Consider the following 22,242-nt stretch of genomic DNA (forward strand, 5'->3'; position numbering starts at 1 on the left):
TGAAACTCATGACGTTCGATCTCCCGCCCCACCGGGCCCCGCCGTTGACCGTCGCGGTCGAGCGGTGTGGCCCGACGCTGGTCGTCGCCGTAACCGGCGACGTGGACCTGCACACCGCGCCCGCGGTGCGCGAGGCGATCGAATCGGCGTTGGCGGATCGGCCGAAACGGCTGGTCGTGGATCTGACCAACGTCCGGTTCCTCAATTCCGCCGGGTTGGAGGTCCTGCTGGCCGCGCACCGGCAGGCAGGCTCCCGTACCGATCTGCGGGTCGTCGCCACCACCCGCGCGACCTGGCGTCCGATCCAGATCGCCCGGCTGCACGAACGACTGATCATTCACGCGTCACGATCGGCGGCCATCGCGGCGCCTGCCAAAAGAGCCGGAGACCGCGAGAGTCCGCTCGAATCCACAGAGTCTTGATGGCCACCGGACAGTGAAGGAAGGAGCGCCTGTGTTCACCATGACCGAATCGGCCACCGAAGCGATCAACCAGTTGACCACGGCGCAGAACGTCCAAGCGGAAGGCGGGCTGCGCCTGACCCTCGACGGCCTCCCCGAAGACGGTGCCGCGCTCGACGTCCGCAAAGACATCGACGGCCACTACACCTTCCTGATCACGACAGCGGGCTGAGCGGCCGGATGATCCTTGGCTACGTCTTGGCCGTCATGGCGGCTCTGGCGTCGGGGAGCGGCTCGATCCTCGAGTCCATGGGCATCCGGCGCGCGGGTGTGTACGGCGGCCGGTCGTTCGACCTGGCCGCCCTCCGGAGTCAGCCGCTGTACTTCCTCGGTCTCGCGGTGGATCTGGCGGGATTCCTGTGCGCCGCCGCGGCACTGCATCGGCTGCCGCTGTTCCTGGTGCAGTCGCTGCTCGCCTTCAGCGTGGGGGTGACGGCCACCATCGCCGCCTTCATGGGCACCCGGATGGCCGGAGCGGGATGGGCCACGCTGGGTCTCGGCGCGACCGGTCTGATCCTGTTGGGTCTGTCCGCCGACCCGGGTCCGGCGCGGGCGTTGCCGCCCGGATGGCGCTGGATCCTGCTGGGCATGGCGCTTCCGGTGGCGGCGATCGCCTTCTACGCCAAGCGTCGCGACCGCGGCTGGACGGCGCCGGCGTTGGCCTTCGGCGCCGGTCTGGGTTTCAGCGTCGTCGGCGTCTCAGCGCGGACCTTGAGTCCTCCGGACGCGGTGTGGCGGCTCGTCCTGGAGCCCTCCGTCTGGGCGATCGTCCTCAATGGACTGACGGCGGCGGTCGTCTTCGCCATGGCCTTGCAGAAGGGCAGACCGACCGCGGTCACCGCGATCATGTTCACCACCAACACGACGTTGTCCTCGCTCATCGGATTGGTCTACCTCGACGACCGGGTGCGCGACGGTTTCGCGGTGCCCGCGGTCGCGGGATTCGTCCTGGCCATCGCCGGAGCGGTCGGGACAGCGCGTTACGCGGCCCTAGCCAGGCAGCGCGGCTGAGCGGCCGCGGTCAGCCGGCGAGGATTCCGGGGATGTCCGCGGTGCCGTCCGCCACCGCGCGGGCCAGCTCGGAAAGCCGTTGCCGGTGGGAGCGGGCGTAGCCCCGCAGCGCGGCGAACGCCGCGCCCATGTCCAGGTTTTCGCTGTGTGCGGAGAGCACACCTTTGGCCTGTTCGATGATGACCCGGCTGTTGAGCGCCGTCTGCAGTTGTTCGGCGAGCAGGTCCGCGTTGCCGATGGCCCGTTGTTGCAGTATGCCGATCGTGGCCACGTCCGCCATGGCTTGGCCCAGCCGGGTGCTGGTGTCGTGCACTCCGTTGCCGTCGGCCTTGAGCAAGGTCAGCACGCCGATGACCTGACGTCGCAACCGCATCGGGACCGCTTGCACGGCGTGGAAACCGCAGTCGTGGGCGGCGGCGGCGAAACGCGGCCACCGGGCGGCGTCGGCGGTGATGTCCGCGCTGGCACTGGGTGCTCCGGTGCGGACGCAGTCGATGCAGGGTCCGTCCTCGGTCTGCACGGCGAACAGCTCCAGCAGTTCCGCCCGTTCGGAGGAGGCCGCCGCCATGCGCAGTCCGCCGTGCTCGTCGAGCAGGATCACCCCGGCCGCGGAGACTTCGAGGAGTTCGACGCATTGGCCGCACAACATGTGCAGGAACTCCAGGACGTCGAAGTCGTCGATCATGGTGTCGGCGAGTGCGACGAACGTGTCGGCCAACCGCTGCTCGTGGCCCGTGGTCCGCGCCAGGGGGGTGACCCGCGGTTGTTCTGACATGCCGGTCAGTCTCCTAACTCGAGGTAGAGGTCGCGGCCGACGATTTGCCGGGACACCTCATCGAGGAGGGTTCGATGAGCGTAGGCGTGCGCGCGGATGCGGAGCAACGCGTCGTGCATCGAGACGTTCAGCTGGACGGTGACGACGCCGGTTGCTTGGTGCATCACGGCATGGACATCGGACAGCCAGCCGACGTCCATGGGATCCAGGCCGTCGAGATCGTCGAGCACCAGGTGGGTGGCGATGTCGGCGAGGGTCAGCGCGTCCCTCAACTCCGCCGAGCCGAGGGAGCCTTCGCTGTCGCGGTGGAGATCGAGGGTGCCGACCCGCACCGCGCCGACGTGCAGCGGAAACGAGAACACCGCCGCCACACCGGCGGCCTGTGCTTCGGCGGTGAAGGCGGGCCATCGGGCACCCGCGGTCGCCAGATCCGCGACCAGCACCGGGCCGCCCAAAGCACGCGCCGCGACCCTGGGGCCTTCACCGACCGTGCGCTGCAGGTCGTCGAGGACCAGGCTGACCGGATCGGTCGCACAGGCGACAGCTTGCGCGGTGCCGTCATCGGCGGCGTGGACGACTATCGCGGCGCCGGATACCGCGCAGATGTCGACACACAGTTCGCACACTCGCCGCAGCAGGGTGGCCGGATCAGTGCTCCCGGCCTTGAGCATGCTCAGCAGCTCGACGTGCCGTCGAGCGGTCACGATGATCCTCTCGTCCCTCGAAATGTCCGCCGAGGTCTTGAGCGTGAGCAGCGGGTTCAGTCTACCGCCCGCGGGCCTCGTTCCGGTCGCCGTCGTTTTCGCGGCGGGAGATGCGGATCCAGTGCCTGCAAAGTTTTCCGTGAAGCCATGTCGAGACGGCCGGTCCGGCTCCGACCTCCGTGCACAGACGCCGGACGGGCGCTGAAGCGGCGAAGGAGGGCTTTGCGATGAGCAAGGTGGTGCTGGATGTGTCGATGTCACTGGACGGGTTCACCGCCGGACCGAACGTCCGGGCCGAGGAGCCCATGGGGGACGGCGGGGAACAGTTGCACGAGTGGATGGGCGGAGCCGGGCCGGACGCCGACGTCCGCCGGGAGGTGGACTCGTCGGTCGGGGCCACCGTCATCGGACGGCACACCTTCGACCTCGGCCTGCGGCCGTGGGGTGGCACCCCGTGGCCTGGCGTCCCGGCCTTCGTGGTCACCCACCGGACCCGGGACGACCTCCTCGGCGACAACGGCGGGACGTTCGTCTTCGACGGCCTGGAGGCCGCGGTCCGGCGGGCCAAGGAGGCGGCGGGGGACAAGGACGTGCTCGTGCTGGGCGCGAACGTGGCGGGGCAGCTGCTCGCCGCGGGCCTGCTCGACGAGGTGTATCTCCACCTCGCGCCCGTCCTGCTGGGGCGGGGGACGGCGTTGTTCGGTGGCGCTCGCGGTGACCTGATCCCGGCGGGGGAACCCGTCGCGGGGGCCGCGACCCACCTGCGCTACCGCGTCCGGCGTTGACCGGTTCCCGAGTGGTGGACCGGTTGGGGTCCGGCCGACCCAGTGTGGGTGAGTACACCGTACGCTTTTATGGCGGTAAAAGCGGCACTGACCTGGCGAATGTCCGTTTTTTCGAGTGGGGTCCGCGCACCGAAATCTTCTTTTTTCGGGACACGACGTGTGCTGTCCGGCGACACCTGCGAGAATGGGTACTGAGATCGGGGCATCGAATGGGCTCAGACTCGCTATGAAGAGCAGGTAAAAAGTATGGCTCAGGGCAGCGTGAAGTGGTTCAACGGCGAAAAGGGCTTCGGCTTCATCGCGCAGGATGACGGCGGACCGGACGTGTTCGTGCACTACTCGGAGATCCAGGGGAACGGCTTCAAGTCCCTGGACGAAGGGCAGCGCGTGGAGTTCGAAATCGGTCAGGGCCAGAAGGGCCCGCAGGCCCAGCGCGTCGTCGCCATCTGACGTTTTTCCACCGCCGAAGGCCCTCACCCGAACTGGGTGAGGGCCTTCGGTCGTTGAAGGGGGACCATCCCGTCGCAGGTCAGTCCTCGAGCCGCCGCGTGACGGCCGTCATCGCCCGGCCGACGGCCCGGAGGTCTTCCGGTTCGATCACGTCCACGAAATGCTCCCGGACGGCGCGCAGATTGTCCGGTGCCGCGCGGCGCAGGGTCTCGGTTCCCGCCTCGGTGAGCCGCGCGCTGACCCCGCGTCCGTCCTCGGCGGTCGGCTCCCGCCGGACCAGACCGCGGGACTCCAGCCCGTTGACGCGATGGGACAGCCGGCTGCGCGAGTAGTACGCCGACTTCGCGAGGTCGGCCATCCGCATCGACCGACCCTCCGCTTCGGACAGCCGCACGAGCAGTTCGTACTCGGCGAGTGAGAGTCCGTGCCGCTCCCGCAACCTGCGGTCGAGCAGGTCGACGAAACGCACCGATCCTTCGATGAACGCCCGCCAGTCACGTTGCTGGTCCGCGTCGAGCCAGTCGGTCACGCCGCCAAGGTAGCAGTTGACGCCTTCAACTACTTCGGCCTACTTTTGGTTGAAGCCTTCAACTAGATGGGGTGCGCGATGGCGAACGACGCCTGGGTGGTGCAGGAGAGAGACGCGGAGACGATCGAGAGTCCCGCGTTGTGGTTACTGGCCGACAGTGGTCACACGGGTGGGCTCCTCGGCGCGAACCGGCTCTCCCTGCGGGCCGGAGAGCCGGGGACGAAACCGCATTTCCACGAGAAATCCGCGGAAGCGTTCTATGTGCTCGACGGGTCGCTCCGCATGATGGTGGGCACCGAGCTGATCACTGTCGACAAGGGTGGTTACGTCGTGGTGCCGCCCAGCGTCCGGCACGCGTTCGCCGCGCCGCCGGAGCTCGCCGCGGACGTGCTCATCACCCTCACTCCGGGTGTCGAGCGATTCGACTACTTCCGTGCCCTGCCGGAGATCCTGCGCGGAAACCTGCCACCGGACGAAGTCGACCGGATCCACGAACGCTACGACGTCCATTTCGTCGACGCGCCGGAATGGGACGAGTCGTTCAACGCCAGGTGACAATAACGGCCCCGAAGTTCAGTTTTCCCGGGGAAACGCGTCGAGCTGCTTTTTCAACGGCTTGACGTCGCCGGTTTCCCTGGCCACCCGGATCACCTCACGCAGCCGCGCGAGGTGATCCGGATGCTCCCGCCAGTACGGCGCCCGCACCGTGAGGATCGCGGCGAGCAGGTCGCCGGGGTAGTACCGGCCCTCGGCCATGGGGTCGGCTTCGAGCAGGGGGAGCGCGAGCGGAACGAGCACCTCGACGCTCACCTGCTGCCCAAGCAACACTCGCAGATCCTCGACCTCGAAGTCCCGGATCGGCTTACGGCGCAACCGGTAGACCGTCGTCACGAGTCCGGTCGCGTCCGATGGCGGGTCGCCCCACGGCGGTTCGAGGTCGTCCAGAGTGGTCACGGGCCCGAACCTACCCCGGCGCCACCGCCCGCCCGGTCTGCGGGGAGATCGCCCCGGCGCACAGCCCTCGCGAGGCCAAGCCCTGTGCGATCCGCGGGATCGCCGCGATGGTGTTGGCAGGCCAGTCGTGCATGAGGATGACCTGCCCGTTGGTGAGGCGGGCGTTCGCCGCGACGATCGCGTCGGTGCTCGCGTTGTTCCAGTCCTGCGAGTCGACGTCCCAGATGATCTGGGTCAACCCGTACCGCGCCGCCACCGACCGCACGGTCGTGTTCGTTTCGCCGTAGGGCGGCCGGAACAGTTTCGGGGTACCGCCGCCGGCGTTGGCGATCGCCTGCTGCGTCCGTGAGATCTCCGAATCGATCTGCGACTGGCTCAGCTGGGTCAGATGCGGATGCGTGTAGCTGTGGTTCGCGACCCACATCCCCGCGCTGACCTGGGCTCGGACCAGTGCCGGATTCGCGGCGGCGTTCTGGCCCACGTTGAACATCGTGGCCCGCAGCCCGTTCTGCCGGAGCGCGTCGAGCAGCCGGGAGGTGGTACTGGACGGGCCGTCGTCGAAGGTGAGTCCGACGTATCCGGAGCAGGCGGCGGGAGTGGCACCGGGGGCGAAGGTGAGTGCGGCGACCAGCGCGGCGACGACGAACACGGCGTCACCCGCTCACGGTGATACTGGAGTTGCCGCTGCTCTGATACCCCTCGGTCGCCATGATCATGTAGTAGTTGAAGGATCCCAGCCGCATCCCGGCGCGCGCCCAGGCGTCGAAGTGGTTGCCGGTGGTGATGGTGCCGCCGGTCCGCCTCGACTGCCGGACACTCCAGTACTGGTTGAAGGTCTTGGTGCCTTCGACGGACGGGGCGTTGTACCTGGTCGTCTGGTAGATGTCGTACGTCCCGCCGTCGCTGGTGACGGTGCCCTTGTAGGTCCCGGTCGGCCGGTAGCTGCCCCAGTTGTCGACGATGTAGTACTCCACCAGCGGGTTCGACGTCCAGCCGTAAAGGGTCAGGTAGCCGTTGCCGGACGGGGAGAAGCTGCCGTAGTAGCTGACGTTGCGCCGCCCGCCGTTGCTCCAGCCCTTGCCCGCGACGAAATTGCCGGTGTTGCTCCACGAGGTCCGGTAGCTGCCGCCGGAGCTCAGCGTCATCGAGACCGAACCGGGCCGGTCGGTCCAGAAGGAGTAGTAATAGCCGTTGTTCGTGCCGGTCTGGTTCGTCGTGATCACCGTGTCGGCCGAGGCCGTGCCGGGGACGAACGCCGTGATCAGCGCGGCCGCGACGGCCCCGCTCAAAGCCAGCCGGAACCGGGATTTCCCAAGAGATCTCATCCGTGTGCTCCCTCTTCGTCGAGGTGTGCCGAGGGAAAAAGTGTCGGTGGCGCCGAGGAAGCCGGTCAAAGACTTTCGAAGAAGTTTCGACGGCTCGCGAGAATGTGGCCAGGCTCATCCGCGGAACCCGACGACGGTCTCTGGAGCCGCGGTCCCGGCTACCGATATCGTCAAGGGATGCTTGTGATCATTCGTGAGCACCAGTGCGGTCTGGCGCGGTGAGCCGCTCCGCTCCGGAGCCCGAGCAGGTCGGGCGGAAGGTGCGGCTGCGCGAGGTCGGCCTCCGGGACCGCCGGGTCCTGATGGGCTTCGACCGCGACATGGCCCGCGAGGCGACGCCGCTGATCGGCGGCGGGCACCGGCATTGGGCGTCGCACCGTTCGGGGTCCGCCGGTGACGACATCCACTTCGGTATCGAGACGGTCCGCGGCCGCATGCTGGTCGGCTCGGTCTGCACCATCGGCGCCGACCCCGTGACCGGTCTGTTCGGCTACGGCATCGGGATCGCCCCTCGGCACCAGCGCTGCGGGTACGCCACGGACGCCATCACCGTTCTGCTGGCCCATATGTTCGAGCAGCGCGGCTTCCGCAAATGCGAGGTCAGCGTGTACGGCGGCAACCTGGCGTCGCTTTCCTTGCACGGCGGCCTCGGCTTCCGCGAGGAAGGCAGGCTGCGAGACACCGAAGTGGTGCGCGGCGAGATCAAGTACCTGGTGCGGATGGGCATCACGGCCGAGGAGTTCGCCCTGCGCCGTCCGGGCGACCTCGGTGACCTCAGTGGTCGTCGTGGTCAGCACCGGCGGCCCCGCCGGGGCAAGCACTGGCGTACGCCCGCCGCGGTCAACGGGTGATCCCGGCCTCGTAGGCGAAGACGACGGCCTGGACGCGGTCGCGGAGCGCGAGTTTCGTGAGGATGCGGCCGACGTGCGTCTTCACTGTCCCCGGCGAGAGGAACAGCAGTTCCGCGATCTCGGCGTTGGACAGGCCGCGGGCCAGCTGCTGCAACACCTCGCGCTCGCGACCGGTGAGCAGGGCGAGCCTGTCGTCCGGCGGAGGCGCGGGCAGGCCGGTGACGACGCGGTCGAGCAGACGGCGGGTCACGGTGGGGGCGAGGGTGGCTTCCCCGGCGGCGACGACGCGGACGGCGGAAAGCAGGTCCGGGGCCAGCGCGTCCTTGAGCAGGAAGCCGCTGGCGCCCGCCCGGAGCGCGGCGTAGACGTACTCGTCGAGGTCGAAGGTGGTCAACACCAGCACGCGGGTGCGGTGGGCCGCGGCGATCGCGGCGGTGGCTTCGACACCATCCATTTCGGGCATCCGGATGTCCATGAGCACGATGTCGGGGTCGAGGTCCGCCACCAGTCCCACGGCCTCCGCGCCGTCGCCCGCCTCGCCGACGACCTCGATGTCGTCGGCGTTGTCCAGGATCATCCGCAGGCCGGTGCGCACCAGCGCCTGGTCGTCGGCGATGACCACCCGGATCGTCATGACGGCAAGGCCGCGCGGACGGCGAAGCCGCGTTCCGGACGCGGTCCCGCGTCGAAGGTGCCGCCCAGCACGTTCACCCGTTCCCGCATCCCTTCGAGGCCGTGCCCGGTGCCGGACGGCGCCTCCGCCGCGATGCCGTCGTCGGTCACCTCGATCTCCAGCGCTTCGGGCTCATACCGCACCACGATAGTCACCGACGCGTCCGGACCGGCGTGTTTCAGCACGTTCGTCAAGGCCTCCTGCACGATCCGGTAGACCGCCAGGTCCACTGTGGACGCAAGCGGCCGCGGTTCCCCTTCGACGCGGAAGTCCACCGGTGTGCCCGCCGCGCGGATGTCGGCGACCAGGCGCGGCAACCGTTCCGCACCCGGCCGCGGTTCCCAGTCCGGCGCGTCCTGGCCGAGCGCGCCGAGCAGCCGCCGGATCTCGCTCAACGCGGTACGGCCGGTGCCGACGATGGCGTCCAGCGCCTCCCGGGTGCGCTCCGGCCGCCGGTCCAACTCCGCTTGGGCGCCCTGTGCCTGCAGCACCACCACCGAAAGCGCGTGCGCGACGACGTCGTGCAGTTCGCGGCTGATCCGCCCGCGTTCGGCCGCCACGGCCAGCGCGGCCTGGGTGTCCCGCTCGCGTTCGAGATCGGCGGCCCGCTGTTCGAGCACCGCCAGCCGGATCCGGCGCTGCCGCGTGTTCATCCCGGCCAGCCACGCCACCGAGAGCGACAACCCGATACCCGCGAACCCTCCCCAATCCTGGACCTGGTCTTCGTCGCCATCGATCCGCGGTGCCAGCCGATCGATGACGATGATCCGCGGCGGCGTCGGTTCCGCTGTCCGGGTGTTCGCTTCCGAGGCATAGAACGACCACGCGCCGGCGACGAGCAGCCCCGCCGCCAGCAGGGCGAAGGAAAGCCGTCGCGACCCCCACGCCGCGACGGAGAAGAGGCCGATCAACGCCACGAGGTCGATCGGACGGAGGTCGTTGCCCATGGCGAGGTGAAGGAGCGAGACCACCGCGCCCGCCGCGAAGGTGATCACGGGATTGCGGTGCCGGACCAGCAAAGAAGCCAAGGCCACCAAGGAGATCATCCACCACTCGAAGCCTTCCGGGTCGTCTGTGGTGACCACAGTGGACAGTCCGATGAGCACGGTCAGCCCGCGGTCGACGGACTTCGGGTGACTCCTGAGTACGGCCAGCACCGACCGAGCGTAACCGCGGATCGGGCCCCGCGGATCCACCTCGAGGCAGAGATCGGGGTACGACCTGCGACAGACGAACGGGCGGGGGTGACGTGCTCTCCGGCCGATGCGCGAACACGGCGTCCTGGCACAGGCTGGACGGCGCAAAGTCCTCGACAGAAACGGAATCCTGATGAGAAGGCTTCTCGTCGCATTGGTCGCCCTCGCCGCCATGGTGCCGCTGGCGAGCCCGGCTTCGGCGGACGTGCCGTCACTGAAGTTGCCGCCGCCGACCGGTTCGCATCCCGTCGGCTCCACCGACCTGCATCTGGTCGACGACTCACGACGCGATCCCTGGGTGCCGACCGGGCCGCGTGAGCTGATGGTGTCGATGTTCTACCCGGCCCTGCTGCCGGTCGGCCGGCCGCGGCCGTATCTGACACTGGCCGAAGCCAAGGCCTTCCTGACCGAATCCGGACTCCCCGACATCGACCCAGCACGGGTCGCCGAGACCCGGAGCAGTGCCAGGGTCGATGCCCCGCCGTTGCCGGGGAAACGGGCGCTGGTCGTCCTGTCTCCCGGTTTCGGCAAGCCGCGCACCACGCTCACCGGACTGGCGGAAGAGCTCGCGAGCAAGGGCTTCGTCGTCGCGGTGATCGGCCACAACTACGAATCACACGGCACCGCCTTCCCCGACGGTCACGTCACCGAGTGCGCCGCCTGCGGATCCGACTCCACCCTGCTCCCGCCGATCCGCTCCGCGGACGTCTCCTTCGTCCTCGACACGCTGACCAAGCGGTCGTCGAAGTGGTCGTGGCTGATCGACCGGACACGTATCGGTATGGCCGGACATTCGATCGGCGGCTACAGCACGCCGACGGCGATGGTGAACGACCAGCGGATCCGCGCCGGCGTGGACATGGACGGCAGGCTGTGGTCGCCGATCCCCGCGTCCGGAATCGACCGCCCGTTCCTGCTGCTCGGCCGCGAAAGCGAGTACACGCCCGCCGGACCGGACACGACCTGGGCGGACAGCTGGCCGAATCTCATCGGCTGGAAGCGCTGGATCAGCGTCGCCACGGCAGGGCACGCCTCCTTCACCGACGTCGGCGTGCTCGGCGAGCAACTCGGCCTGTCGCAGCCCGGACTGCTCGGTGGCCTGCGCGGGATGGAGCTGACGAGGACGTACGTCTCGGCGTTCTTCGACGCGAACCTGCGCGGCGGCCGTCAGCCGCTGCTGGACGGGCCGGTGGCGGGCAATCCCGAGATCAAGTTCTGGAATTAGGCGCCTCGGGCCGTCACGGTCGCGGCGGCCGTTTCGTCCAGGGGTCATGACGACACGGCTCAGCAGGTTCACCGACCAGAAGACGATCCTCTTGAAGACCTTCAAGCGGGACGGGACGGCCGTCGGGACGCCGGTCAACATCGCCGTCGAAGGGGACCACGCGTTCCTGCGCACCTACGACGCGGCGTGGAAGGCCAAGCGGATGCGGAACGACCCCCGGGTCGAGATCGCTCCTTCCACGTTCCGCGGCACTCCGACCGGAGACGCCGTGCGCGGGCACGTGCGGTTGCTCGACGGAGCCGAGGCTCGGCACGCGGCCGAGTGCCTCGCCAGGAAGCACCGGCTACTGCACGGTTTCTTCGTTCCGCTGCTGCACCGGTGGAAGAAGTACAAGACGCTGCACTACGAGTTGAGACTGGATTCGTAGCGTCCTCGGGTGGCACCCGCGCTCAGCTGGGGCTTACTGAGGGGTAAGTCGAACGTGGCGTATGAGTCACTGTGCCGTGAAGGCCTCCTTGGAGAACTCGTATTTGTCTACCTACTGGTGTGGAGCTTGTGCGGGTTGCCGGGGTGGTCCGGGTGGGGAAGATTCCGGACGTTGAGCGTCCGGAATCTTCCCCGCTCGATCACCGGTCCACCGGTCGTGCTCGACCACGAGCTTGATCAACGGAAGATCCGGGACGTTGAGTGTCCCGAATCTTCCGTTGATCAAGAGGTGAGACCGGGCAACGATGCTCGCGGAACCACCCTCGTGCAGGTCAGGCGTAGGTACACAAATGCGGGTTCCCTTTGCCTACCCTCAGGGTAGTGAAGGGGCCCTTCACTACCCGCCGAGGCGACCTGCCACCTCGCCTTACCCCTCACTAGAACTCCGGTGGCCCTGTATGTCCTTAATGGACAGAGAGTGTCACCCGATCGGTGCAAGGTTTCGCCTGGCGATCGGCCGGAACGGCCCTTAGTCTTTTCCGACCGCGACCTGCGAGGTGAGACGATGCGGTCCTTCGGCTCGACGGATCCGGTCAAGCTGGCACTCGCCGGACTCACCACGATGGCCCTCGGAATGGCGGCGGCGCTCAACGCCGACGTCCTGCCGGTGATCGGCGGCGGCACCACCTATTCGGCCGAATTCTCCGACGCGGGCGGACTGCGCGCGGACAACGACGTCCGGGTCGCCGGGGTGAAGGTCGGGAAGGTGTCCCGAATCGACCTCGAAGGCGATCGTGTGCTCGTCTCGTTCCGGGTGAAGGACGCCTGGCTCGGCGACGCCACCGGCGCGTCCATCCAGATCAAGAACGTACTGGGGCAGAAGTACCTGGCGCTCGACCCGCGAGGCGAAGCGGTCCTCGATCCGGGCGACCCGATCCCGCTGAAGCGGACAACCGCGCCATACGACGTCCTCGAGGCGTTTCGAGACTTGTCGAAGACCGTGGACGCCATCGACGTCGATCAGCTCGCGAAGAGCTTCGACACGATTTCAGCCACCTTCGCCGATACGCCTGCCGACGTCCGTGCGGCGCTCGACGGGATCTCGAAGCTCTCCGGCACCATCGCCTCGCGCGACCGGCAGCTCCGGACGCTGGTGGCGAACACTCGGCAGGTCTCGCAGACCCTCGTCGACCGCGACGCCGAGGTCCAGCGGCTGGTACAGGACGGCAACGCGCTCCTGCGCGCGATCGCCACCCGGCAACAGGCGATCAAGGATCTGCTCGACGGTTCGAAACGGCTCGCGACCGCCCTCGACGGCATCATCGCCGACAACGACGGGCAGCTCGGGCCGGTGCTCGAACAACTCGACCGGCTGACGTCGATGCTCCAGCGCAACCAGGACTCGCTGGCCAAGGGGATCGCCGCGTTCGCCCCGGCGATCCGGGTGCTCACGAACGTCGGGGGCAACGGGCGGTGGATCGACGGCTATCTGTGCGGGCTCGTGCTGCCCTCGTTCGGGCCGCTCAACGAGAAGGGCTGCTTCGAAAAGTGAGGGGTGGCGTGGCCTACGGCTTCGTCCGCCGGAGCCAGTACAGCCCGATCACCGGCAGCACCAGCGGGATGAAGAGGTAACCCTGTCCGTAGACCGACCACACGGTGGCGTGCGGGAAGGCTTCGCGGTCGAAGAGACTGAAAGTGCCGACGGTCAGCACGCCGATCAGCTCGATCCCGCAGGCGAGCAACGCGATCCGCCACCAGCCCGCGCCGCGGCGGGCGAGGGCGACGGTGGCCAGGAGATAGACGACGGCCGCGAACGCGGACAGGACGTAGGCCAGCGGGGCCTCGTGGTACTTGGTGCTGATCTGCACGGCCGCGCGTGACGTCGCCGCCAGCGCGAAGATCGCGTACACGGCGACCAGGATCCGGCCGGGGCCCGAGGCCTTGTCCGGGCCGGCGTTCGTGCTGACGTCCTTGGTGGCTTCGCCCACCGTGCTCTCCTCGGTTTCCTCACGCACTGGCGCCCGCCCAGACCTCGTTCAGCCGGAGCACCATCACCGGGATGGCGAGGCAGGCGATCCCGAGGATCGCGGTGCTCGACCGCGTGCGCTCCGCCAGTGCCCAGAACGTCCCGAGCGGGAGCACGATCAGGCAGCCGATCAGATAGGCGAGATAGGTGGCCATGCTGCCGGGGCGGCCGCCGCCGATCAGCAGCACGACGCCGATGACGAGCTGGGCGATCAGGAGGAGTTCGACCACGCCGAGGGCGATGAGCAACGGGTTGTCCGGCAGTTTTTTTCGCACGGACTGCACGAAACTCCACACCGCGACCAGCATCGCGCAGATCGCGACGGTCACCGCGAAGCCTGTGATCACGCCCGCCTCCTTACCTACTCCGCCGTCGACAACGTACCTTCGGGCGCCTTGTCACCGACGGGCGACCGGCCGGCCGCGTGGCGGGCGCCACGGGAGCCCAGTGGTCCAGACCTCGGGTGAATAGATCACGAAGCATGTTCGGTTGGCGTTCTGCCAATTTGTCCGGACATTATCGTTTTAGCGCTTCGACCAGGTATTACGACGCAAGTGTCATCCTGTTACACACCGACCGGGTGGTTGGAAACCGAGTTGATCTCACCCTGGGTACCCCTACTATTCGGTAGGTTTCGAATTCACGTCCCTGAACAGCCCATCCGAACCCCCGATATGGCGGATTGGCCGTTCGCTGCCGGGCGGGTGGAATATTCCCCATCGCGATGGTGCACTTGGCCCATCCGATTGGTGCCAAGGAGGGGGCGCTCGAATGGACGTCCGTTACGAAGCGTATTGCTTCGCGGATCCGCTGTTCTTCGATGAGCAACGGGAAACCGGGGACGCCGCCGACGATTACGCCGCCCTGTTGCCCGCTCCCGAATCCGAGTGGCGCTCCGGAGTGCGCGGTGTGTGGCGGATGCTGCACCCTCTTGCTCGAAACCTTCCTTCGCAGGGCTGGAAAATCCATGTCTCGGCAGGTCTGCGCAACGCCGAGCGGGTGCTCGTGAAGGTGCACGAGCATTGTATCGAGCACAATGTGTCGTACAAGCATCTGCGGTCGAGGAACACCCTGCTCGCCAGGAATTCCAAATACGCTCCGCGTGACGGCAGCGGAAAGTTGCTGACTCTTTATCCAGCTGACAACAACGAGCTGGAACGCCTTCTGGCGGACCTGTCCGTGAAGCTGGAGGGAGAACCCGGCGCGTATATTCTGAGCGATCTGCGCTATGGTGCCGGCCCGCTCTACGTCCGTTACGGCGGATTCGCCGAGCAATGGGTCGAACTCGACGGCAAGCGTGTCCTCGCGGTGCGCAAGCCGGACGGCACGCTGGTCCCGGACAAACGCGAGCCGAGCTTCTCCGTACCCGACTGGGTGACGATCCCGGAGTTCCTCGCGCCGCACCTGGCGGCTCGCAAGGGCGGCGATCCGGCGCAGTTCCCCTACCGGGTGAAGAAGCCGCTGCACTTCTCCAACGGCGGCGGCGTGTACCTCGCCGACCGGAACGCCGACGACGAGCAGGTGGTGCTCAAGGAGGCCAGGCCGTTCGCCGGCCTCGACCGCGACGAGATCGACGCCGTCGAGCGGCTCCGTCGAGAGCACGAGGTGCTGGAACGGCTCAAGGGCATCGAGGGCATCCCCACCCCCTTCGACCGCTTCACCGTCTGGGAGCACCACTTCCTGGCGATGGAATACATGCCGGGGATCGCGCTCGGCAACTGGCTCGCCCGCAACTATCCGCTCACCAGGCGGAACACCACCGACGTCGACATCGCCGCGTTCACCGAACGCGCGTTGGCGCTGGTCGAACGCGTGCAGAAGATGGTCGAGGCGGTGCACGACCGCCGGATCGTCTTCGGCGACCTGCATTCGATGAACATCCTGGTCGACGGCGAGGACGACCAGGTCTCGCTGATCGACTTCGAAATGGCGGCCGACGTCGACAGCGGTAACCGGCCTGCGCTCGGCGCGCCCGGCTTCCGCGCTCCGCGGGACCGCAAGGGTTTCGAGGTCGACGAGTACGCGCTCGCGGTACTGAAGCTGTGGATCTTCCTTCCGCTCACCACCCTCCTCGAACTCGCCCCGGCGAAGCTGCGCGGGCTCGCGGACTTCGTCCAGCGGCGCTTCGACGTCCCGGAGGGCTACGCCGACTCGATCGTCGCCGAGCTCGCGCCGCGGAACGCGTCGTCGCCGCAGACGAGTGAAACCGAACTCGACCAGGAGCAGCCGGACTGGACGCTGGTCCGCAAGCAGATCACCGAAGCGATCCTCGCCAGCGCGACCCCTGACCGCACCGATCGGCTCTTCCCCGGCGACATCGAGCAGTTCCGCGTGGGCGGAGCGTGCTTCGGCTACGGCGCGGCCGGTGTCCTCTACGCGTTGAACGCGGTCAACGGAGACCGCTACCCCGATCACGAGAAGTGGCTGCTGGACTCGATCCGTCGCGACCCGCCCGCCAGGCCGGGGTTCTACGACGGCTCGTACGGGATCGCCTACGTCCTCGAAGAACTCGGATACCGCGACGAGGCGACCAAACTGCTGTCGTCGTCGGCGACGCTGGTGGAACAGACCGCCGACCACGGTCTCGAAGGCGGCCTTTCCGGGATCGGCCTGACCCAGCTGCACTTCGCGGTGAAACGCAAGGACAACGAGTTCGGCAGGCAGGCACTCGCCACCGCCGTCCGGCTCGCCGAAGCACTCGAAACCGCGGACCCGCCCGGCGATTTCGCCAGGGCAGGGCTGCTCAACGGCTGGTCCGGACCGGCGCTGCTGTTCATCCGGCTGTTCGAGCGCACCCGCGAAGAGGGCTGGCTGTCCTTCGCCGACCAGGCACTGGAGCGGGACATCGAGGAGTGCGTCGAATCTGACGACGGATCGCTGCAGGTCCGTGACGGCGAGACCAGGACGTTGCCCTACGCGGGCGTCGGCAGCGCCGGGATCCTCATGGTCGCCGAAGAGCTGGCCAAACACCGTCCGGACGCGAAGGCGTTGAAGAGCCTTCCCGGGCTACGCGAAGCCTGTCGCGGCGAATTCGTCATCCATCCCGGCCTCTTGTTCGGCCGGTGCGGGCTGATGACCGCGCTCGCGATGGGCGCCGAACCGGACCAGCGCGTCCGCGAGGCCATCGACCTGCACCTTTCCCGGCTGGCCTGGTACGCGGTGCCGTACAAGGGCGGCCTGGCGTTCCCCGGCAACCAGCTGCTGCGGCTGTCGATGGACGTCGTCACCGGCGGCGCGGGCGTTCTGCTCGCCCTCGCCGCGACCCTGGACGGGAAGGCCTTGCTGCCGTTCCTGTCCTCCAGAACTGCCGGTCGTTGACGACCGGCGGACCAGGAAAACAACGAAAGGGAACACCATCATGGAACTCGTTCTGGACCTGCAGGCCATGGACGCCCCCGACGTGCTCGACGGCGGACACGGCGGCGGCAGCCACGGTGGCTCCAGCAACCTGAGCCTGCTCGCCTCCTGTGCGGACAGCACCATCAGCCTGCTGACCTGCCACTGATCACCTGAGTGATCGCTGAGGGCGCGGGAGCGGCACAGGCCAAGTGCGCCGCTCCCGCGCCCCTCATTTTGCCGTTCGGTACATCTCGTTGGGATCACGTTGTAAGGAGTGGGATGCGAGCCGAAAGGGCCCTTCGCCGCATGCGATGCGACTAAAGGGCCCTTCGCCGCGTGAGAAGAGGGGAAAGTCCCCTTCACCTCGGACACTAAGGAGTGGGATGGCGGGTTCCGCCGATCACCTGCTGGTCTCCGTGACCATGCTGGATCGCCCCCGCCTGATCGCGCTGATCCTGAGCGCCCTCGCGGGGACCGCGGCGGGGCTGCTCCTGCCCGGCGCGCTCGCCGCCGCGGTCGACGCCGTGGTCGCGGGACGGCCCAGCCTCCCCGAGGTCTCGTGGCTGCTCGTGCTGGGTGTCACCCAGATCGCCGTCGGCCTCATCGGCGGCGTCCTCACCGCGCGGATGACCGCTTTCGCGACCGCCTGGCTGCGTCGCAAGCTCACCGATCGCTATCTCGCGCTCGGCACCAGATCGACCTTCGCCGACGGCGACGCGATCAGCAGGCTCACCGGGGACTGCACCGGCGCCGGCCTGGTCGCCTCGGTCGTCGTCCAGCTCGGCTCGTCGACGCTGATCTCCAGTGGCGCGATCGTCCTCCTTGCGCTGATGGATTGGCGTCTCGCGCTCGTCTTCCTCGGCAGCATCCCGTTCGCGCTGATGCTCGCGCGCACGCATCTGAAGAACACCGCCGAAGACGTCCTTACCTACCAAGAGGTTTCCGGAGAACTGGCGGCGAGGATGGTCGACGCCGTCGCCGGGCTGCGCACGATCGCCGCGTCGGGTACCGCCGACCGCGAAGCCGAACGAGTGTTGCGGCCCTTGCCGAAGCTGAGCCTCGCGGGCCGCGGGATGTGGCGCACGCAGGCCAGGATGGTGTGGCGCTCCGGCCTTTTGCTGCCCGCGGTGGAGATCGCCGTGCTGGCCGCCGCCGGTTTCGGCGTGCTGGAGGGGAGGCTGAGCGTCGGTCAGGTCCTCGCCGCACTCGGTTACGTCGCGCTCGGCATGAGCATGGTCACCCAGATCCCTTTGCTCACCACGCTTTCCCGCGCGCGCTCGTGCGCGGGCCGGATCACCGAAGTGCTGCGAACGCCGGTCCCCGAACCGGGCGAGCTCGGTGTCGTTCCCGGCCGGGGCACGCTCGAACTGCGCGGCGTCACCGTCGAAGGCGCGTTGCGGGAGGTCGACCTCGTCGTCCGCGGCGGCCGGTTCACCGCCGTCGTCGGGCGTTCCGGCTCGGGGAAGTCCGCGCTGGTCAACGTCCTCGGCGGGCTGCTGAGCCCGGACGAAGGGACGGTGACGCTCGACGGCCGTCAGCTGGCGGATCTGCGGCCGTACGAACTCCGCGCGGTCGTCGGTTTCGCCTTCGAACGGCCCGCGCTGCTCGGCGCCACCATCGGCGACGCCGTCGGATACGGCTCATGGGCAGGCGAGGCGGCCGTGCGCGCCGCCTGCCAGTCCGCGCAGGTCGACGACCTGATCGTCCGGCTGCCGAACGGCTATCGGACGCCGCTTTCGGAGACGCCGCTCTCCGGCGGGGAGGCGCAGCGCATCGGGCTGGCGCGCGCGATCGCGCACGCGCCGAGGGTGCTCATCCTCGACGACGCCACCGCCAGCCTCGACACGGTCACCGAAGCCGCCGTCGAAGAGGCGATCGAACGCACCCTGCCCGGCCGGACCCGGGTGGTGGTGACCCATCGCGCGGCCACCGCGGCGCGGGCGGACGCGGTGGTGTGGCTCGACGCGGGGCGGGTCCGTGCGGTCGGTACCCACGAGGAGTTGTGGCGGGATCCGGTTTATCGGGCCGTCTTCACCGAGGGGGAGCAGTGAGTGTCTGGGGGCTCTACCGTTCGGCGCTGGCCGGGCAGTGGAGAGGCGGGCTGGTACTGCTGGCCTGCTCCGTGCTGGAAAGCGCGCCCGCCTTCTTGTCCGGTCGCCTGGTCGAACTCGCGGTTGACGAGGGGTTTGCCGCGGATCGACCAGGCACCGGACTGCGTTGGCTCTTGGTGTTCGGGCTGGTCGCCGTGATCGGGGCGTTCGGGTCACGGCTGGTGTGGCATCAGCTCGGCAAGGTCGTCGAGCCGTTGCGCGACGCGCTGGTGACCGCCGTGGTGCGCGGGGTCCTGCACGATCCGGCGCCACCGCGGAACCAGCCGGACGCCAGCGGCGTCGCCCGGATCACCCAGCACGTCGAGGTGGTCCGCGACGCCACGGCCGGGTTGCTGGTGCAGGCGCGCGGGATGGTCGTGACGACGGTGGCGGCGTTGGCCGGGTTGTTCACCATCGCCGGTTCGCTCGCGCTGATCGTCGCGATCCCGGTGGTGGTCTCGGTAGCCGTGTTCGCCTGCCTGCTTCCGTCGTTGGCCCGCAGGCAGCGCGCGCTCGCGTTGGCCGACGAGCGGACCGCCGAGGTCGCGGGCGCGTCGTTGTCCGGGATGCGTGACATCGTCGCCTGTGGTGCGGAACCCCTTGCCGCGCTTGAGCTTTACGACGCCATCGACACGCAGGCCAAGGCCGCCGTGCGGGTGGCGCGGTCGGGGGCGGCCAGGGCGGTGGTGATCGCGACCGGCGGCTTCGTCCCGTTGCTGCTGGCGTTGCTGGCGGCGCCGGGCATGGTCAAGGACGGGGTGCTCACCGCCGGCGCCGCGCTCGGCGCGCTCGTCTACCTCGCGACGACGATGCAGCCGGCGTTGCGGGGGCTGGCGTCCACCGCGAGCACCGTGGTGCTGCGGCTGATCGTCGCGCTGCGGCGGTTGGCGGAGACCGCGGAAGCCGAACCGGAGCCGGACGGGACGGCCGAACCCATCGGAACCGCGATCTACGTGCGGGATCTGACCTTCAGCTGGGGTGCGGCGGCCGAGCCGGTGGTGCGCGGGCTGGACCTGCATCTGCGGCCGGGGGAGCGGTTCGCGGTGGTGGGCCCGAGCGGGATCGGCAAGTCGACGCTGGCCGGGTTGCTGACCGGGATGCTGGAACCGCAGGCCGGGCGGGTACTGCTCGGCGGGGTACCGGTCCGGGAGGTACCGGCGGCGGTGCGGCATCGGATGGTCGCGCTGATCCCCCAGGAGGCGTACGTCTTCGCGGGGTCGGTGCGGGACAACGTCGGCCTGTTCGCGCAGACGGCGATGGACGCCGAACTGTGGGCGGCCGTGACCGCCGTGGGGGCGGAGCCGCTGGTCACGCGGCTGGGCGGGCTCGACAGCGAGATCGGGCACGGGACGCTGTCCGCCGGTGAGGCGCAGCTCATCGCGCTGGCCCGGGTGTACGCGAGCGACGCTGGCGTCGTCATCCTCGACGAGGCGACGTCGCATCTGGACCCGCCCGCCGAAGCCCGCGCGGAACGGGCGTTCGCCGAGCGGGGCGGGATCCTGGTGGTGATCGCGCACCGGCTGACGTCGGCGTTGCGCGCGGACCGGGTCCTGGTGATGGACGGCAAGGAGACCGCCCTCGGTACCCACCTCGAACTCATGGACCGGTCCACGCGCTACGCCCAGCTCATGCACGCTTGGGCGCCTCGGCTACCCCAGCCCAGTGCGCAGTTCTTCCAGCGCGCCCCGGAGTAGGCCGTCGACCGGGACCGGGCGCCGGGACTCGCGATCGACGAAGACGTGCACGAAGTGCCCTTCCGCGATCACCGTCTCCTTCGAGTACATCCCGACCTCGTAACGGACACTCGACCGGCCGAGATGCCCGACCCGCAGGCCGACCTCCAGCTCACCAGGGAAGGACACCGAAGCGTGGTACTTGCACTGCGATTCCACGCACAACCCGATCACCTGGCCGGTCTCGATGTCGAGCCCGCCGCGTTCGATCAGGAACGTGTTGATCACGGTGTCCATCACCGAGTAGTGGACGACGTTGTTGACATGTCCGTAGACGTCGTTGTCCTTCCACCGCAACGGAACCGTCTGCCAGTGCGGATACTCGGCGTTCACCACAGCGTCACCGATTCCCGCAGGATCCCGGCGAGATCCGCTTCGGCTGCCTCGCGAGGTGCCGTCGCCAGCAGTCGTTGTTGTTTCACCGTGCCGGAAACCAGTGAGTCCACATCGGACTCCGAGTAGCCGACGGCGCCGATCCCGTTGGGGATCCCGATCTCCCGCATGATCTGCCGCAGCACCGCTGGCAGATGGTCCCGTAGATCGCCCGGCCATTCGTAATCCGGGGCGAGGAGCCGGGCCACCCGCAGGTGCCGGTCCGGGCAAGCGTCGAAGGTGAACCGGAACGCCGCGGGCGCGGTCAGCGAGACCGCCATCCCGTGCGGCACCATCGGCTCGTCACCCGGATAACCCGAAGGATGGAATTCCCGGACCTGGCCGGCGATCGGATAGGCGTTGGCGTGCGGGATGTGCACGCCGGCGTTGCCGAAGCCGAGTCCGGCGAACGTCGCCGCGAGCGCCATCGCCTCGCGCGCCTTCATGTCCGACCCGTCCCGCACGGCCGCGGGCAAGGCCCACGACAGCAGCCGCAGCGATTGCTCGGCGAACATGTCGGCCAGCGGATTCGCGCCACAGTAGGGAACCCGGTCCTCCGGGCGCTTGCGGTCGAATTCCGTGTACGGCTTCGCCGTGTAGCTTTCCGCCGCGTGACAAAGAATGTCCATCCCGCTCGCGGCGGTGACCTCCGGCGGCTGCGACACCGTCAGCCGCGGATCGACCACCGCGAGGCTCGGCCGCAACCGCAGATGGCTGATGCCGCTCTTCACCCGCAGTGACAGCACGTCCAGCACGCACACCGTCGTGCTCTCCGAGCCCGTCCCGGTGGTGGTCGGCACCGCGACCAGCGGTTTCAGCGGCGCGCTCGGCGCGCGGCCGCCACCGACCGGGGCGTTGACGTAGTCCATCAGGTCGCCGTCGTTGCTGGTCAGGAGGTTCACCGCTTTCGCGGTGTCGATGGCGGAACCGCCGCCGACGGCGACGAAGGCGTCCCACTCGCCCTGTCCTCTGGCGAAGTCGACCGCCTTGCGCATGCTGACGTCGGTCGGCTCGACGTGGACGCCGTCGAAGACGACCGCTTCGATGCCGTAGGTCTCGATGCCTTCGGCGATCCGTTGTGGCCAGCCCGTCGCGGCGACGGCCGCGTCGGTCAGTACGAGCACCCGCCGGGCGCCGTACTGGGTGAGGTCGTAGCCGATCTCGTCACTCGACCCGGTTCCGTACTTCAAGGCTGGTGCGCCGTAGGTGAAAACAGTTTCACGTCCAGCGGTGGCTGAGGTCACGTTTTCGTGCTCCCTTGCTCGAACACGTCCCGATTTCGGACATTCTGCCGCCCCGGGGTTGCCGGAATCGAAA

Annotated in this window: 26 protein-coding genes; 14 read left to right on the forward strand and 12 right to left on the reverse strand. The window is 68.5% G+C overall.

Annotated elements, in window-relative coordinates; all coding sequences use genetic code 11:
- Nucleotides 1-8: 8 nt before the first annotated feature.
- The 3 genes from ACZ5ZX_RS04030 to ACZ5ZX_RS04040 are packed head-to-tail and all read left to right on the forward strand — an operon-like array spanning nt 9 to nt 1,472.
- Nucleotides 9-422, forward strand: a complete 414-nt coding sequence (locus tag ACZ5ZX_RS04030; protein ID WP_465501037.1) for an STAS domain-containing protein — start codon at nt 9-11, stop codon at nt 420-422.
- Between the two features lie 31 nt (nt 423-453).
- Nucleotides 454-633: a hypothetical protein gene (locus tag ACZ5ZX_RS04035; RefSeq protein WP_465500550.1), complete on the forward strand. Its 180-nt coding sequence runs from the start codon at nt 454-456 to the stop codon at nt 631-633.
- Between the two features lie 8 nt (nt 634-641).
- Entirely contained in the window at nt 642-1,472 is an 831-nt protein-coding gene (locus ACZ5ZX_RS04040; RefSeq protein ID WP_465500551.1) for a DMT family protein, read from the forward strand.
- A gap of 10 nt (nt 1,473-1,482) precedes the next feature.
- On the opposite strand, the gene ACZ5ZX_RS04045 is transcribed toward ACZ5ZX_RS04040, so the two are convergent.
- Together ACZ5ZX_RS04045 and ACZ5ZX_RS04050 are read right to left on the reverse strand one after the other, a co-directional pair.
- Complete coding sequence (locus ACZ5ZX_RS04045; RefSeq protein ID WP_465500552.1) at nt 1,483-2,247, reverse strand: GAF and ANTAR domain-containing protein; 765 nt, start codon at nt 2,245-2,247, stop codon at nt 1,483-1,485.
- A 5-nt stretch (nt 2,248-2,252) separates the two neighbouring features.
- Nucleotides 2,253-2,951 carry a GAF and ANTAR domain-containing protein gene (locus tag ACZ5ZX_RS04050; protein ID WP_465500553.1) on the reverse strand — a complete coding sequence of 233 codons (699 nt, stop codon included), beginning with the start codon at nt 2,949-2,951 and terminating at the stop codon, nt 2,253-2,255.
- A gap of 227 nt (nt 2,952-3,178) precedes the next feature.
- On the opposite strand from ACZ5ZX_RS04050, the gene ACZ5ZX_RS04055 reads away from it, so the two are divergent.
- Both ACZ5ZX_RS04055 and ACZ5ZX_RS04060 read left to right on the forward strand, forming a co-directional pair.
- Nucleotides 3,179-3,736, forward strand: coding sequence for a dihydrofolate reductase family protein (locus ACZ5ZX_RS04055; protein WP_465500554.1), 558 nt, complete (start codon nt 3,179-3,181; stop codon nt 3,734-3,736).
- A 246-nt stretch (nt 3,737-3,982) separates the two neighbouring features.
- Nucleotides 3,983-4,186: a cold-shock protein gene (locus ACZ5ZX_RS04060; RefSeq protein WP_037319102.1), complete on the forward strand. Its 204-nt coding sequence runs from the start codon at nt 3,983-3,985 to the stop codon at nt 4,184-4,186.
- Between the two features lie 79 nt (nt 4,187-4,265).
- Here ACZ5ZX_RS04060 and ACZ5ZX_RS04065 read toward each other — a convergent pair whose 3' ends face one another.
- Nucleotides 4,266-4,715: a MarR family winged helix-turn-helix transcriptional regulator gene (locus ACZ5ZX_RS04065; RefSeq protein ID WP_465500555.1), complete on the reverse strand. Its 450-nt coding sequence runs from the start codon at nt 4,713-4,715 to the stop codon at nt 4,266-4,268.
- 78 nt (nt 4,716-4,793) lie between these two features.
- Here ACZ5ZX_RS04065 and ACZ5ZX_RS04070 point away from each other — a divergent pair, with 78 nt between their 5' ends.
- Nucleotides 4,794-5,270 (forward strand): cupin domain-containing protein, encoded by a 477-nt coding sequence (locus ACZ5ZX_RS04070; protein WP_465500556.1) that lies wholly within the window; start codon nt 4,794-4,796, stop codon nt 5,268-5,270.
- A gap of 18 nt (nt 5,271-5,288) precedes the next feature.
- On the opposite strand, the gene ACZ5ZX_RS04075 is transcribed toward ACZ5ZX_RS04070, so the two are convergent.
- The 3 genes from ACZ5ZX_RS04075 to ACZ5ZX_RS04085 are packed head-to-tail and all read right to left on the reverse strand — an operon-like array spanning nt 5,289 to nt 6,994.
- Nucleotides 5,289-5,669, reverse strand: a complete 381-nt coding sequence (locus ACZ5ZX_RS04075) for a contact-dependent growth inhibition system immunity protein (protein ID WP_465500557.1) — start codon at nt 5,667-5,669, stop codon at nt 5,289-5,291.
- A gap of 10 nt (nt 5,670-5,679) precedes the next feature.
- On the reverse strand, nt 5,680-6,318 hold the full coding sequence (locus tag ACZ5ZX_RS04080; RefSeq protein ID WP_465500558.1) for a polysaccharide deacetylase family protein: 639 nt from the start codon (nt 6,316-6,318) through the stop codon (nt 5,680-5,682).
- Nucleotides 6,319-6,322: 4 nt separating this feature from the next.
- On the reverse strand, nt 6,323-6,994 hold the full coding sequence (locus ACZ5ZX_RS04085) for a glycoside hydrolase family 11 protein (RefSeq protein WP_465500559.1): 672 nt from the start codon (nt 6,992-6,994) through the stop codon (nt 6,323-6,325).
- A 260-nt stretch (nt 6,995-7,254) separates the two neighbouring features.
- On the opposite strand from ACZ5ZX_RS04085, the gene ACZ5ZX_RS04090 reads away from it, so the two are divergent.
- Nucleotides 7,255-7,845 carry a GNAT family N-acetyltransferase gene (locus ACZ5ZX_RS04090; RefSeq protein WP_465501038.1) on the forward strand — a complete coding sequence of 197 codons (591 nt, stop codon included), beginning with the start codon at nt 7,255-7,257 and terminating at the stop codon, nt 7,843-7,845.
- Here the strand turns inward: ACZ5ZX_RS04090 and ACZ5ZX_RS04095 are convergent.
- Both ACZ5ZX_RS04095 and ACZ5ZX_RS04100 read right to left on the reverse strand, forming a co-directional pair.
- A complete protein-coding gene (locus ACZ5ZX_RS04095; protein WP_465500560.1) occupies nt 7,835-8,479 on the reverse strand; it encodes a response regulator in 645 nt (214 codons plus the stop codon). The genes ACZ5ZX_RS04090 and ACZ5ZX_RS04095 overlap by 11 nt on opposite strands.
- The gene (locus tag ACZ5ZX_RS04100) at nt 8,476-9,675 is read right to left on the reverse strand and encodes a sensor histidine kinase (RefSeq protein WP_465500561.1); all 1,200 of its coding nucleotides are present in this window, start codon (nt 9,673-9,675) and stop codon (nt 8,476-8,478) included. Before ACZ5ZX_RS04100 ends, ACZ5ZX_RS04095 begins: the two co-directional genes overlap by 4 nt.
- 172 nt (nt 9,676-9,847) lie before the next feature.
- Here ACZ5ZX_RS04100 and ACZ5ZX_RS04105 point away from each other — a divergent pair, with 172 nt between their 5' ends.
- The 3 genes from ACZ5ZX_RS04105 (at nt 9,848) to ACZ5ZX_RS04115 (ending at nt 12,917) form a co-directional block, all read left to right on the forward strand.
- A complete protein-coding gene (locus tag ACZ5ZX_RS04105; protein WP_465500562.1) occupies nt 9,848-10,939 on the forward strand; it encodes an alpha/beta hydrolase family protein in 1,092 nt (363 codons plus the stop codon).
- A gap of 46 nt (nt 10,940-10,985) precedes the next feature.
- Nucleotides 10,986-11,366 (forward strand): PPOX class F420-dependent oxidoreductase, encoded by a 381-nt coding sequence (locus ACZ5ZX_RS04110; RefSeq protein ID WP_465500563.1) that lies wholly within the window; start codon nt 10,986-10,988, stop codon nt 11,364-11,366.
- Nucleotides 11,367-11,930: 564 nt separating this feature from the next.
- Nucleotides 11,931-12,917 carry an MCE family protein gene (locus ACZ5ZX_RS04115; RefSeq protein ID WP_465500564.1) on the forward strand — a complete coding sequence of 329 codons (987 nt, stop codon included), beginning with the start codon at nt 11,931-11,933 and terminating at the stop codon, nt 12,915-12,917.
- Between the two features lie 13 nt (nt 12,918-12,930).
- On the opposite strand, the gene ACZ5ZX_RS04120 is transcribed toward ACZ5ZX_RS04115, so the two are convergent.
- Nucleotides 12,931-13,380 (reverse strand): hypothetical protein, encoded by a 450-nt coding sequence (locus ACZ5ZX_RS04120; protein WP_465500565.1) that lies wholly within the window; start codon nt 13,378-13,380, stop codon nt 12,931-12,933.
- On the reverse strand, nt 13,373-13,738 hold the full coding sequence (locus ACZ5ZX_RS04125) for a hypothetical protein (RefSeq protein ID WP_465500566.1): 366 nt from the start codon (nt 13,736-13,738) through the stop codon (nt 13,373-13,375). Before ACZ5ZX_RS04125 ends, ACZ5ZX_RS04120 begins: the two co-directional genes overlap by 8 nt.
- A 424-nt stretch (nt 13,739-14,162) precedes the next feature.
- On the opposite strand from ACZ5ZX_RS04125, the gene lanKC reads away from it, so the two are divergent.
- The 4 genes from lanKC to ACZ5ZX_RS04145 all read left to right on the forward strand — a co-directional run bounded on the left by lanKC (nt 14,163) and on the right by ACZ5ZX_RS04145 (nt 20,514).
- The gene (gene lanKC, locus ACZ5ZX_RS04130; RefSeq protein ID WP_465500567.1) at nt 14,163-16,709 is read left to right on the forward strand and encodes a class III lanthionine synthetase LanKC; all 2,547 of its coding nucleotides are present in this window, start codon (nt 14,163-14,165) and stop codon (nt 16,707-16,709) included.
- 40 nt (nt 16,710-16,749) lie between these two features.
- A complete protein-coding gene (locus ACZ5ZX_RS04135; RefSeq protein WP_465370143.1) occupies nt 16,750-16,896 on the forward strand; it encodes a SapB/AmfS family lanthipeptide in 147 nt (48 codons plus the stop codon).
- 217 nt (nt 16,897-17,113) lie between these two features.
- Nucleotides 17,114-18,781 carry an ABC transporter ATP-binding protein gene (locus ACZ5ZX_RS04140; protein ID WP_465500568.1) on the forward strand — a complete coding sequence of 556 codons (1,668 nt, stop codon included), beginning with the start codon at nt 17,114-17,116 and terminating at the stop codon, nt 18,779-18,781.
- Entirely contained in the window at nt 18,778-20,514 is a 1,737-nt protein-coding gene (locus ACZ5ZX_RS04145; protein WP_465500569.1) for an ABC transporter ATP-binding protein, read from the forward strand. Before ACZ5ZX_RS04140 ends, ACZ5ZX_RS04145 begins: the two co-directional genes overlap by 4 nt.
- Here the strand turns inward: ACZ5ZX_RS04145 and ACZ5ZX_RS04150 are convergent.
- Together ACZ5ZX_RS04150 and ACZ5ZX_RS04155 are read right to left on the reverse strand one after the other, a co-directional pair.
- The gene (locus ACZ5ZX_RS04150) at nt 20,470-20,889 is read right to left on the reverse strand and encodes an acyl-CoA thioesterase (protein ID WP_465500570.1); all 420 of its coding nucleotides are present in this window, start codon (nt 20,887-20,889) and stop codon (nt 20,470-20,472) included. The genes ACZ5ZX_RS04145 and ACZ5ZX_RS04150 overlap by 45 nt on opposite strands.
- On the reverse strand, nt 20,883-22,115 hold the full coding sequence (locus ACZ5ZX_RS04155; protein WP_465500571.1) for a hydroxyacid-oxoacid transhydrogenase: 1,233 nt from the start codon (nt 22,113-22,115) through the stop codon (nt 20,883-20,885). The genes ACZ5ZX_RS04150 and ACZ5ZX_RS04155 overlap by 7 nt, the downstream gene beginning before the upstream one ends.
- Nucleotides 22,116-22,242: the final 127 nt, after the last annotated feature.

This window comes from Amycolatopsis sp. NPDC033938 (assembly GCF_055575975.1).

What these genes read in the sequence shown, in the direction of transcription:
- ACZ5ZX_RS04030 (WP_465501037.1), top strand. Translation starts at nt 9, where the DNA reads ATGACGTTCGATCTCCCGCCCCACCGGGCCCCGCCGTTGACCGTCGCG.
- ACZ5ZX_RS04040 (WP_465500551.1), top strand. Translation starts at nt 642, where the DNA reads ATGATCCTTGGCTACGTCTTGGCCGTCATGGCGGCTCTGGCGTCGGGG.
- ACZ5ZX_RS04045 (WP_465500552.1), bottom strand. Translation starts at nt 2,247, where the DNA reads ATGTCAGAACAACCGCGGGTCACCCCCCTGGCGCGGACCACGGGCCAC.
- ACZ5ZX_RS04055 (WP_465500554.1), top strand. Translation starts at nt 3,179, where the DNA reads ATGAGCAAGGTGGTGCTGGATGTGTCGATGTCACTGGACGGGTTCACC.
- ACZ5ZX_RS04060 (WP_037319102.1), top strand. Translation starts at nt 3,983, where the DNA reads ATGGCTCAGGGCAGCGTGAAGTGGTTCAACGGCGAAAAGGGCTTCGGC.
- ACZ5ZX_RS04070 (WP_465500556.1), top strand. Translation starts at nt 4,794, where the DNA reads ATGGCGAACGACGCCTGGGTGGTGCAGGAGAGAGACGCGGAGACGATC.
- ACZ5ZX_RS04085 (WP_465500559.1), bottom strand. Translation starts at nt 6,994, where the DNA reads ATGAGATCTCTTGGGAAATCCCGGTTCCGGCTGGCTTTGAGCGGGGCC.
- ACZ5ZX_RS04095 (WP_465500560.1), bottom strand. Translation starts at nt 8,479, where the DNA reads ATGACGATCCGGGTGGTCATCGCCGACGACCAGGCGCTGGTGCGCACC.
- ACZ5ZX_RS04105 (WP_465500562.1), top strand. Translation starts at nt 9,848, where the DNA reads ATGAGAAGGCTTCTCGTCGCATTGGTCGCCCTCGCCGCCATGGTGCCG.
- ACZ5ZX_RS04110 (WP_465500563.1), top strand. Translation starts at nt 10,986, where the DNA reads ATGACGACACGGCTCAGCAGGTTCACCGACCAGAAGACGATCCTCTTG.
- ACZ5ZX_RS04115 (WP_465500564.1), top strand. Translation starts at nt 11,931, where the DNA reads ATGCGGTCCTTCGGCTCGACGGATCCGGTCAAGCTGGCACTCGCCGGA.
- lanKC (WP_465500567.1), top strand. Translation starts at nt 14,163, where the DNA reads ATGGACGTCCGTTACGAAGCGTATTGCTTCGCGGATCCGCTGTTCTTC.
- ACZ5ZX_RS04135 (WP_465370143.1), top strand. Translation starts at nt 16,750, where the DNA reads ATGGAACTCGTTCTGGACCTGCAGGCCATGGACGCCCCCGACGTGCTC.
- ACZ5ZX_RS04140 (WP_465500568.1), top strand. Translation starts at nt 17,114, where the DNA reads ATGGCGGGTTCCGCCGATCACCTGCTGGTCTCCGTGACCATGCTGGAT.